Raw genomic sequence first — 11,685 nt, 5'->3', positions numbered from 1 at the left:
GCCATCAAAGTTAGCATAGTTAAAACAGATGAATGTATTTGCCTCATTGGCAAAACCTTACATCAATGTTTCAAGCTATGTTTTTGTCTCAATAATTTAATCATGACCTTACCTATGTTTGATATATAGTTGTTTGGCCACTAGCCATATTTAGTTATCGATGAAGGAATCATCTGATTTATATCCTTCGCATTGTTGTGCGTTCAGTATTTTAAACCAGTATTTATAAATACGGTTTAGAACGCTTTTGTGACATATCGATAGCTGGCTGACGACAAACTATCCCACTAACTCAGAGAGAGTACGCTAGTGGCGCTATAATCAAACAAGATAGAGTGGCATTCATCCTATTAAAAATGCCACTCTATTTAAGATACGATATCGATATATGTCAATATTATGCACATATATTTATACGTGTTTTTGCGGTAAGAAGGATGGCTAAAATCAGGAGACATCCATGCAGCGTATTACTTATCGTGTAAAAGTATCTGCGCAAGGGGCCAAACGCCGTATTTCTTATTTACTGCGTCCATCTAAACGCCTACTAAACACCAAAAGTAACATCGTTTCATCCGTTACCCCTATTGCGTCTAATCGTTTTGCCAGAACCAAGAAGCTGGCACAAATCTCTAGCATCGCTCTACTCTCGTTGCCCGCTGAGAGTTTGACGACCATGAACACATCGGTACCAGCCTATGACAATGTCATGCTGGAAAACACTTTGACCATTGCTGCGGTACCAGGCGATAGCACTTACTTTGCTACCGATGGCTTCCAACATGGTTTTGGGTTTGATCTGGTGCGCACTTATGCCGACGAGCTCGGTGTCGATATCAATCTAAAAGCTTATGCTAGTGAAGAAGCGGCGCTAAAAGCACTAAGAACCGGCAACGCTGACATGGCGTTGACTACGGCTAGCACTAAGCTAAAAAGTCAGCTGAACCTATCGTCTATCAATGTCAGCTGTGGTTATGATTCTAGTCTGACTAAGAACGGACTACACCCTAAGGTAAGTTGGACGTTTAGCTCATCCAATGATCCACTATCAAGAAAGGCCAGTTACTTTTTGTGCGATAGCATCAAGCTACAAAACACACAAAAACTTGCCGCGTTCTACAATCAAAACTTGCTAAAAGATGCCTATAGTCAGGATCATTTCCAGAAAACGTTGACGGAAAAATTACCAGACTATCAGTCTTCGTTTGAAGAGCAAGCACGTAATTATAATCACGATTGGGAACTATTGGTCGCGATGGGTTACCAAGAGTCACACCTTGATGCCAACGCTGTCTCGCCGACTGGCGTACGCGGGTTAATGATGCTGACCAATAACACTGCAAAAGCGATGGGCGTCTCAGACCGTGTTGATCCTTACCAAAGCATTGGCGGCGGTGCACGCTATCTAGAGCAAGTGAAAGCAGACTTCTCTGATGTGCCAAAAACTGACCGTATCTGGTTTGCCCTTGCAGGTTATAACATGGGTCCCAATGCGGTAAAAAGAATCCAGCGCGAACTACGAGCTCAAGGTATCGATGATAAGAGTTGGGCGAACGTCTATGCTTATTTAGCAGATAATAGAGCGTCGAATAGCCGCTATGGTCAAGCCATGCATTATGTCAGTAATATCAGAAGCTATCTTGAGACTATTAAAACTCAGACGGTCTAATCTATAAATATTATTAGATTTTTGAGAATGAAGTTTCCAAATACAAAAAAGCTGCTCTTATAAAGAGCAGCTTTTTTTATGCGTTACAATTAATAGTCAATATTAATGACGTCTTGTTTAAACGGTATCCATTAATATCTTATTCATTAACGATTAGGTACAGTCAGACGCTGACCACGCTGCAACATCGTATCAGCGGCGATATTGTTCATATCAGCCAGCTCTTGTGTTGAGACACCATATTTACGTGCTAGACCAATCAAGCTATCGCCCGAGCCAACCGTGTAGCTTACTGTTGCTTTTGGTACTTTAAGCGTTTGGCCGCGTTGTAGCTGAGCATTGGTCGCTAGATCATTGGTCGCTGCCAGATCCTCTACTGAGATGCCAAACTGACGTGCTAAAGCAATTAGGCCATCGCCAGATTTTACTTTATAGCTTTCAGTATTACCTAATTTCGTACCACTGCTTGCTGAACTACTACTGTTACTACTAGCAGAACTGCTGCTTTGGCTGCTACTAGATGCACTTGCAACACTGCCGCTAGCAGGAATAGTGATAGTACGGCCCAGTATCAGATTCGAATTGGTATTCAAGTTATTTGCTGATGCCAAATCACTTAAGCCAATATTGTAGCGTTTGGCGACACCCGTTAAGGTATCACCTGATTTTACTTTGTAGCTGACCGCTTTGTCATTCAACTGACGATCGACCAACTCTTTAGTAGCAGGAACTTTAATCGTTTGACCACGTTGCAAGCGAGCTTTCGCATCAAAGTTGCTGTTTACCGCCGCAAGTTCCGTTGCACTAACTCCGATGCTATTCGCAATACCAATCAGCGTATCACCTGATTTTACTTTGTAATTGGTGGTCGCGACCGAGCTTGAGCTGTTACTACTGCTAGTACTTGTCGTGCTTGCAGCATCGAAATCAACACTGGCTGGCACTTTAAGTGTCTGACCAACATATAGCGAACTTGTGCTGTTGATACCGTTGAGACCGGCTAAAGTATCTGTCGACACGTTGAATTGACGTGCCAATGCAATTAAGCCGTCCCCTGCTTTTACTTTATAGTTTTTGGTCGCAGTGCTTGATTTACTCGACTTGGTAGAAGGCGCGGCAGGTGTCGTCGCAGGTGCAGTCACTTTACCCGGTATGAGCCATAGTTTTTGACCTCTGAGCAGATCAGCACGGCTGCTCAGATTATTGTAGCTGGCTAGCTGAGTAACCGATAAGCCAAAACGATTGGCCGTACCGATAAGCGTATCACCGCCTTGTACGACGTAACTGTCAGGCTGACTAGCGGCGGCGTTGTTAGCAGTGCTTAATGGCTCAATAGTCTTGGCATTATATAGATATAACGTACTGCCAGAGAGCAGATTGGCACTGGCATCTATCTGGTTCCATTCTGCAATATCACGCCAGCTGACTCCTGCTCGACTCGCAATGTTCGAAAGCGTATCGCCACGTTTTACCGTATAAGTGGTACGTGCGCCTTGTGGTTTTGGTTTACTTACCGAGGTTTTGGCAAAGCTAAGTTTCTTCTCTGCGCCACTCGCTTCTAAGATAGACTGCTGCGTCTGTACGGCTGATAGATTGATGTTGCCGTCAGCATTGATAACATCGGTCTCAGAAGTATTTCTACGGATTTGATTGGCAATAAAATCACGCTCTTCTTTGCTAAGCGGTGGCTCTTGGACAATCGTATTGTTCTGAGTAATCTGAGCTGAGGTGGTCGGTAAGCTGTTACTGCTCTTAAGCTCAGCATTGATCTTGTTGGTCTCTGCTGTGGTCAGTGGTGGCTCAGTACGAGCTGAGGAATTGCCACTGTATACCGAGCTGCTAGTTGGCGTCGCAGATGGTGAGATATAGCTGGTAGTCTGCTGAGGTACACTTGCGCTAGCCGCATAATCAGCCAATGCGCTACCAGTAGATGGTAGAGATGAGGCAGTATATGGTTTGTTATTATAGCTTGGCGTAGTCGCTGTTGTGCTTGAGCTACCTGCGTTATTTGAGGCGAGTACATTACCTGTACCGTTACCTCTGAGCCCACTTAATTTGGCATCGGCATTGAGGCTGACGTCGTTTGGAATGATGACACGCTGTGGACCTGAAGAGTCAACGCGGCCTGATGTCAGTGCAGTGTTTAGACGCTCTAGCTCATCGTAGCTAACGCCAGTTAACTGCGATACTTCTGCCAAGCTCACACCATAGTTAACAGGTACACTGCGGAAATGCTGACGGTTAGCGATAGCGGGTAAATACACACCATACTGCTCAGGCTTGGCGACGATTTCGGCTACAGCTAAGAAACGCGGCACATAGTTCATCGTTTCAGTCGGTAATTGAAGTGACCAATAGTCTGTTGGTAGTCCACGCGCTGCGTTGGCATCAATTGCTTTCTGTACACGGCCAGGGCCAGCGTTATAAGCAGCCAATGCTAGCTCCCAACTACCAAACTGGTTGTGCAATGCTGTCAAGAAGTCATAGGCAGCACGTGTCGATTCGATAACATCGCGGCGACCGTCATAGGTGCTGCTTTGATTCAAGCCATAGATACGGCCCGTACTTGGGATAAACTGCCATAAACCCGCAGCTGCTGCACTACTCGTACCACTTGGATCGTAAGAGCTCTCAATAACTGGTAACAAGGCAAGCTCTGTTGGGATATTGCGACGCTCTGCCTCTCGTACCGTATGATAGATATAACGACTGGCACGTGCAGTTAGGCGGTTGAGATAATCCTGTCTACTGGTAAACCAGCTTTTTTGACCTTCAATACGCTGATTATAGATTGGCTTACCACCATTCATGCGGTAGCCTGCGCGTAGACGATTCCACAAATCACCATATTGCTGAATAGCAAGCTGGTTACCTTCTACCATGGTCATGTCAGTGGCTTCTAACAAGTCAGCCAACTCATCCAAACTCTCTGCATCTAAAAACGCAGTTGAGTAGTCTGCACTACCTGTATTAGCCCCTTGATTGGTAGGACTTTTGGTGATGACAGATGAGCTATTGGTCGCACCTTTGTTTTTTACCGCTGATGTATTGCTACACGCACTAATCAGTAAAGTGGATACCGCAAGCGTCAATGGCAACGCAATAAATGAGCGAGAGTGTGATAGCACAGTAGACATGATATTGGAGGTTTCCTAACGACAGAAATTAATAAGATAAAGTTGATGGATAGTATAGTATGCAATGTAAAGCAAAGACTAGCCTAATATAAAAGATAATCATAGACGCTTAAGTAGCCTATAAAACTAAGTAATGACCGTTAGCTAACTAAGACTCTTTATAAATTAGAATCTCAGCCAGTCAGGTTAGCTATTACTTATATGACTTATTGTATTTTGAGTCTGATTTAGTCAAATGGCGACTTAATTAATAGCCACCTGTGATACTGCGCGCAAGAGCACTGCATTACCAGTAGATAAGGTCAAGGTCACACGAGATGTAGTGACAAATGATACTTGCTGACCATTTTTTACCCAGCTCTCATTGGTCGTCACATTGGCTTTGGCTTGTGAACCAGTAATCACCACATTGTCTACCGAAATATCATAGCGATAATTAGACGTATCATTCCAGCTGTTTTGAAGCAGCTTTAAGTACGCATCTTTGTCTAGACTGGTAGATTTACCTTTTCTAGATAAAGAAATAAGTGCGTCATCCGATACTAGGCGCGATACCTGATTGATACTCTGGCTATTCGCTGATGCTTTCATTGCGGCGGCATAGTTCTGTACCAAATCTTCGGTCATAGTTGCCGCTTGTGCATTGATACTGATGGTGCTGGCTACTGCTACGATTGCAGTGATGCTGGCGCTTTTCACCAATAGAGCTAATAGCCTATTTCCCAATAATTTTTTCATGATAATCCTTAGCGATATTTTTTTCGTTAGTGTCATATAGTGACGATTAACGCTCTTTTATCATTTATTTTGGCAGTGTATCTGTATAGATATATCTATATAAGTATACTCATATCATATGCCGAGCCTATCATCGAATTCTCACAGCCATGTGACACCCTGTGTAATTATTGCGAATAGAAACACAGGCTATCAAATCAAATACTCTTAAGGTTTTATGCTGTAAATCCTAGCTCAAACGGTTAGATGCTTTGTAGCTCTAGCTTGATAGTCAGTCCATAATGAGCTGACCATTGTTAAACCATCAATCTTTAGAACCGTCAATACTTATGGTTAAGCTATTAACGTTAGAGTTTGGCTTCATTAAGGCTTCGTTAGGGCTTAGGTTCGTTGTTACTGTCTTCATACTGCTCATCATCGCTGAGCTTCATACCCAAACGCTCTACCCGTCTATCCATCATCTGACGAGCCAAGGCCTGCATGTCTTCGACGCGGTCTATTTCATCAACAATCTCAAGACCTAACAATGTCTCAAATACATCTTCTAACGTGACCAAGCCTTTAACCTCACCATATTCACCGACTGTAATCGCAATATGAATACGATTTTTTAACATCAACTCTAACAAATCAAACAGCTTCATTTTAGAGAAAACAAAAGTGATGTCTCGTTGAAACTGCGTCAACGGCTTGTGCATAGCATGATTAACTTTAGCCAACAGCATGTCGGTTTTTAGGACAAAGCCTGTAATGTTATCTAGGTCACCATCATAGATTGGCAGGCGAGAAAACGTCAGCTTTGGACGATCAACCAATAGCTCAGCAACAGTTTTATTCTCTTCGAATGCAAGCATCACTGAGCGCGGTGTCATGATGTCTTCGACTTTAATCGCGCCAAATGCAAGCAAGTTACGAATAATACGCGACTCTAGTGGGTCAATTTGACCTGACTCTTCACCGATACTAGCAAGAGCAGCAAATTCGCGGCGGCTAAATGTTTGCGGCTCTTTACCGCGTACCAATAGTTTCGTCAGACGCTCTGAGAACCAAATTAACGGGTATAGCAGCAGGATGATGCCACGGACGAAATAAGCAACCAAACCACTCAGCTGACGCCAGTAAACCGTACCCAAAGTTTTTGGGATAATCTCAGACAAGAATAAAATAGCAAGCGTCATGAGGGCAGAAAATAGACCAAACCACGCACTACCAAATACGATCGTGGCCTGTGCACCCGCACCGATAGAGCCGAGTGTATGGGCAACGGTATTTAACGTTAAAATAGCAGCTAGTGACTGGTCAATATTGTCTACTTTGAGACTTTTAAGCATTTCTGCTTTTTTGGGACTGGTTTCTTGCACATCCGCAATAAACGATGGCGTCATGCTCAGCAAAACAGACTCTGCTAATGAACAGACGAAAGAGACACCAATGGCGAGTAAGACAAAAAATATCAATAAAGAAACACTAAGCGCAGTTGGTGCTGCCGCCTCGCTGGATGTTGATACAGCACCAGCTGCCCACACTGCCTGCGGTAGCATAAGAATTGCTAATGCAGATAGCGCCGAAAAAGAAGTATAACCAAATCGAGAACTAGTAGTCATTCTCGGGGGAGGTTCTGCAGATGCGTCTTTACGATGAGCGCGCGGACGACATAAACGAGGTACAAACATAAAAGTGGTGAACAAGTTAGGTAACCTAAAAAGAGAAAAAGGAAGATAATGTCATGAGCAATTTATATCGATTTGCAGAATACTATTACTAAAGTAATAAAAGACATCTGTCTATCGTATAAATAGTTACTCAAAGCTGATTTAATCGCTACTTCAAAGCCATACCATGCCTTAAAAAGCCATAATATGGTTCAATATGTAGCATACTAAATGCAGGCAATCATTGCCATTTGATAGTAGCATTGATGATACCATTTCACAATAAGTCACCATTTTTAAGTTTTTGTTTTTTGATGACTTTTATTACCCTACTATTAACGGTTGTATGACGACATCTTTACTATCCAATTCATGACAGTTATTTAGCCCAAGGCTTTATATGGATTATCTGAATATAGTAAAAACATTGTTGTCCTATCCGTTGGCTGATAGTATGCCTTACGCTAAGAAAAACACGCTCAGCCTATGATTAACAGTTACCAAGTCTGGGATTTTTTGTTACTATGCGTCTAATTTTATTATTGTCTATGACTTACTGAGAGATATTATGAGCTTATTTATTCAAGCTGCCCATGCTGCACCAGAGACTGCAGGTGCTGCAGGTCTATTTGGTCAGATTTTACTGCCTGTTGCGTTTTTTGCGATTTTTTACTTCTTGGTCATTCGCCCGCAGTCTAAGCGTACCAAAGAACACCGTGCCATGGTTAACGCATTGACCGTTGGTAGTGAAATCATTTTTGCTGGTGGCTTAATGGGTCGTATTAAAGCAATCGAAGGCGATTATGCCGTTGTGAGCCTAAACAACAATACTGACGTGAAAGTACAACGTGCTTCTGTTATTTCAGTATTGCCTGCTGGCACGATCGAAAGCGTCTAATGAGAATGTTCACTGGCTTTTATTAGTGAACATTCAATAGTCGTCACATTAATGAATGTAATGACTAAAAAATGACCGTATATGATTTACGGTCATTTTTCGCTATTAACACAGTAAGGTAAAATTGCTATATAAATTAGGCTTACTGTTTAGATGTCCTATCTTTATCCAAGTCAGCCATATGATTTTTGGTGACCGGATAAACAGACATCTGTATTATTTGCTTTACTGTTTTATGCGTTACTATCATCGCGGATGATCGCAATGGTGCATGATGACGGCTGCTGAACATAGCACTCGACCGTTGCTATCGCTAACTTCCCATCTGCTAACTTGTGGCCTACGTCGCCAGTCGTTTATCAACTTAAAGAAGTGATTATGCAATATCCCGCTTGGAAATACTTACTAATTGCCGTCGTGCTACTCGTTGCCGGTCTATATGCTGCCCCCAACCTTTATCCTGACGAACCTGCTGTGCAGATTACGAGCGCAGCCGCAGGAACTCAGCTATCTGAAGGCATCTTAACCGAGTCTCAAAGCTTACTCGAAGAGGCAGGTCTAGATAACCACGATGGTACGTTTGAGGGCAACAGCGCGCTGGTACGCCTCAACAACCCAGTCGATCAGCTAAAAGCGCAAGAAGTGCTACGTCAAAACTTGGGCGAAGACTATGTCGTTGCCCTTAACCTAGCACAGACTACCCCGCAGTGGCTACGTGATATCGGTGCAAGACCGATGAAGCTTGGTCTCGATTTGCGTGGTGGTGTACGCTTTGTACTCGAAGTCGATATGGACAAGGCGCTTGAACAGCGTTTGACCAGTGCCAGTCGTGATATGCGACGTGAGCTACGTGCTGAGCGAGTAGCAATCAAAGGTATCAAAACCGAAGATCGCGGCGTGGTATTGCACTTTGCTGATACTGATACCCGTAACCGTGCCCAGAACGTATTGCAAGGCTCGATGAGCAATACGTTTAACTTGCAGTCTTCTATTGATGATCAAGGTCCTGCATTGGTCTTATCGTATAACGATGCGACACTTGACGAAATCAATAGCTACGCGGTCAATCAGAACTTAACGACTCTACGTAACCGTATTGCTGAGCTGGGTGTTACCGAAGCTTTGGTACAGTCGCAAGGCGCTAGCCGTATCGTCGTTGAGCTACCTGGTGTACAAGATACTGCTGAAGCAAAACGTGTACTTGGTCGTACTGCAAACCTTGAGTTCCGTATGGTGGCAGAAGACGCCGATACCTATACTGGCGGCATACCTCCAGCGGGCACAGAAGCATTTCCATTTGAGACACTTGATGGTCCGCCTGTATTGTTAGATCGTCAAGCGATCGTCACCGGGGACAAAGTAACTAACGCACAAACTGGCTTGGATGAAAGTGGTCTACCTGAAGTAAGTATTACCTTGGACAGTGCTGGCGGCAAGCTCATGCAGAACGCCACTCGTACAGCAGTTGGTCAACAGATGGCTGTATTGTTCATTGAAAACAAACAAAGAATCACTTACGAAGAAGATCCAGCGACTGGTGAGACGACTGAAGTACGCACACCTTATGCTGAAACCAAAGTCATCAACCGTGCCAACATTCAAGCGGTATTGGGTTCATCATTCCGTATTACTGGTCTAGATAGTAGTGCTGAAGCAGCTGAGCTTGCCCTATTGCTACGTTCAGGCGCACTTGCTGCACCGATGTACTTCGTAGAAGAGCGCACTATTGGTCCATCACTCGGACAAGAAAACATTGATAAAGGGTTGTTCTCTACGCAGGTCGGCTATCTACTAGTCTTCGCGTTTATGATTATCTTCTATCGTCTGTTTGGTGTGATTGCCAACGTTGCGCTAGCCGTTAACGTTATTATTATCATTGCGATTATGTCAATTTTAGGTTCATCACTTACCCTACCGGGTATCGCAGGTATCGTTTTGACCATCGGTATGGCGGTTGATGCTAACGTACTGATTTTTGAGCGAATACGAGAAGAGATTGCCAATGGTGTACGGCCAAAATCAGCCATTGTGGCAGGTTTCGATCGCGCATTTAGCAGTATTTTCGATGCCAACATTACAACCTTATTGGTCGCGTTTATCCTATTTGCGATTGGTACTGGTCCGATTAAAGGCTTTGCGATTACGCTAGCTATTGGTATTGTCAGCTCGCTATTCACCGCAATTTTGGTGACACGTGCACTGGTACAAATTGCTTATGGTAAGCGTAAATCCATCAAAAGTCTGAGCATCGGTTAGGAGAATATTATGGCGATCGATAATAACAACCCTTTAGAACAGCAGAATAATCCTGATCGAAATGGCTCAAACGGTGACACGACCAATGCAAGTACGCGTCGCCGTAACAAACCGCGTCGTGATGGTAAAGGTAGCAATACTAAAACCAATAACCCTACTACCGCAAAGTCAGGAAAAAGCTCTAGTCGTCGCGGTGGTAAAGGTCAGAATGCCAAAGACAGTCAAGCACTGTCTACCGCTGTTGATTCTGACGTAATATCAGGTGACGCCGCTGATGATGCCGCAGCTGTCGCTGAAGGTGGCATCAAGGCAGTTGGCAACCAGCGTATCATTCCATTTATGAAGATAGAAAAGCCGATGGCACTACTATCTTTATTTATGGTGATCGGTAGTATCATTGCTATTGCGGTAAATGGTCTGAACTTAGGTCTTGATTTTACTGGTGGTGTCTCTGCTGATGTACGCTATGAGCAGCCTGTTGAGCAAGTTGCTGTTGTACAAGCACTGGCAGACAATGGCTTCGATGATGCAGTTGTACAGTACTTAGGTACGCGAGAAGAGCTATTAGTACGTCTACCCCCTCAGTCTGATAACGTCGATGGGCTAAGCGCAAATCTGACGCAAGCATTGGCACTACCTAGCAACACCGCTACAATTAGCAACGTCAATATCATTGGTAGCCAAGTTGGTAATGAGGTTTATCTAAACTCAGTCATGGCATTGGTATTGGCACTGGTATGTATGCTTGGCTATGTTGCCCTACGCTTCCAGTTCAAACTGTCTCTAGGTGCTGTACTGTCACTATTCCATGATGCTGTCGTAACCATTGGTGTATTTGCACTATTTGGCTTCCCATTTGATTTGACGGTATTGGCTGCGGTATTGGCATTGATTGGTTATTCATTGAACGATACGATTGTTGTCTATGACCGTATCCGTGAAAACTTCCGCCGTGTTCGTGGAATTACGCCAGAACAGACGATTGATTTATCATTGACCGAGACGCTACGCCGTACGATTATGACCATTTCAACTGTTTTGTTGGTCGTACTAGCCATGCTCTTCTTGGGCGGTGATGGATTATACTGGTTCTCAGTAGCTCTGTTTATTGGTTTGCTTGCGGGTACTTACTCATCGACTTATATCGCCAGTTCGATTCCGCTGCGCATGGGTCTGTCGCGTGATGACTTTATCGTAAAAGTAAAACCAGAGTTTGAAGAAGAAATCGTTACTTTCAACGATCCAAAAATGTTTGAGCAAGACAACGTTTAGTAAGGTATATTAGATAGATTGATACGTTGAACTAGCGTGTTGTCACACTTTATATAATTACTG

7 protein-coding genes are annotated in these 11,685 nt (G+C 43.8%); 4 read left to right on the top strand and 3 right to left on the bottom strand.

The window, feature by feature from the left end; all coding sequences use genetic code 11:
- The first annotated feature begins 460 nt into the window (after positions 1-460).
- Entirely contained in the window at positions 461-1,669 is a 1,209-nt protein-coding gene (locus QL886_RS04825; protein ID WP_290177820.1) for a transglycosylase SLT domain-containing protein, read from the top strand.
- 146 nt (positions 1,670-1,815) lie between these two features.
- On the opposite strand, the gene QL886_RS04820 is transcribed toward QL886_RS04825, so the two are convergent.
- From QL886_RS04820 to QL886_RS04810, 3 genes are all read right to left on the bottom strand, one after another.
- Entirely contained in the window at positions 1,816-4,806 is a 2,991-nt protein-coding gene (locus tag QL886_RS04820; RefSeq protein WP_290177819.1) for a LysM peptidoglycan-binding domain-containing protein, read from the bottom strand.
- A 243-nt stretch (positions 4,807-5,049) separates the two neighbouring features.
- Positions 5,050-5,544, bottom strand: coding sequence for a hypothetical protein (locus QL886_RS04815; RefSeq protein ID WP_101205368.1), 495 nt, complete (start codon positions 5,542-5,544; stop codon positions 5,050-5,052).
- Between the two features lie 374 nt (positions 5,545-5,918).
- The gene (locus tag QL886_RS04810; protein ID WP_290177818.1) at positions 5,919-7,148 is read right to left on the bottom strand and encodes a hemolysin family protein; all 1,230 of its coding nucleotides are present in this window, start codon (positions 7,146-7,148) and stop codon (positions 5,919-5,921) included.
- A 616-nt stretch (positions 7,149-7,764) separates the two neighbouring features.
- On the opposite strand from QL886_RS04810, the gene yajC reads away from it, so the two are divergent.
- From yajC to secF, 3 genes are all read left to right on the top strand, one after another.
- A complete protein-coding gene (gene yajC, locus QL886_RS04805; RefSeq protein ID WP_057759529.1) occupies positions 7,765-8,094 on the top strand; it encodes a preprotein translocase subunit YajC in 330 nt (109 codons plus the stop codon).
- 378 nt (positions 8,095-8,472) lie between these two features.
- Positions 8,473-10,350 carry a protein translocase subunit SecD gene (gene secD / locus QL886_RS04800; RefSeq protein ID WP_101205370.1) on the top strand — a complete coding sequence of 626 codons (1,878 nt, stop codon included), beginning with the start codon at positions 8,473-8,475 and terminating at the stop codon, positions 10,348-10,350.
- A gap of 9 nt (positions 10,351-10,359) precedes the next feature.
- Positions 10,360-11,622 carry a protein translocase subunit SecF gene (secF, locus tag QL886_RS04795; RefSeq protein ID WP_290177817.1) on the top strand — a complete coding sequence of 421 codons (1,263 nt, stop codon included), beginning with the start codon at positions 10,360-10,362 and terminating at the stop codon, positions 11,620-11,622.
- The last annotated feature ends 63 nt before the right edge of the window (positions 11,623-11,685 follow it).

Origin of the sequence: Psychrobacter sp. APC 3281 (assembly GCF_030407815.1) — a bacterium.
In the GTDB taxonomy this organism is placed as follows: Bacteria; Pseudomonadota; Gammaproteobacteria; order Pseudomonadales; family Moraxellaceae; genus Psychrobacter.
The sequence above is the reverse complement of the archived record's forward strand: the minus strand, read 5'-3'. Positions and strand labels throughout refer to the sequence as shown.

Bases quoted from the DNA above. Each gene is read 5' to 3' on its own strand.
- QL886_RS04825 (WP_290177820.1), top strand. From the start codon at position 461: ATGCAGCGTATTACTTATCGTGTAAAAGTATCTGCGCAAGGGGCCAAA.
- QL886_RS04820 (WP_290177819.1), bottom strand. From the start codon at position 4,806: ATGTCTACTGTGCTATCACACTCTCGCTCATTTATTGCGTTGCCATTG.
- QL886_RS04815 (WP_101205368.1), bottom strand. From the start codon at position 5,544: ATGAAAAAATTATTGGGAAATAGGCTATTAGCTCTATTGGTGAAAAGC.
- QL886_RS04810 (WP_290177818.1), bottom strand. From the start codon at position 7,148: ATGACTACTAGTTCTCGATTTGGTTATACTTCTTTTTCGGCGCTATCT.
- yajC (WP_057759529.1), top strand. From the start codon at position 7,765: ATGAGCTTATTTATTCAAGCTGCCCATGCTGCACCAGAGACTGCAGGT.
- secD (WP_101205370.1), top strand. From the start codon at position 8,473: ATGCAATATCCCGCTTGGAAATACTTACTAATTGCCGTCGTGCTACTC.
- secF (WP_290177817.1), top strand. From the start codon at position 10,360: ATGGCGATCGATAATAACAACCCTTTAGAACAGCAGAATAATCCTGAT.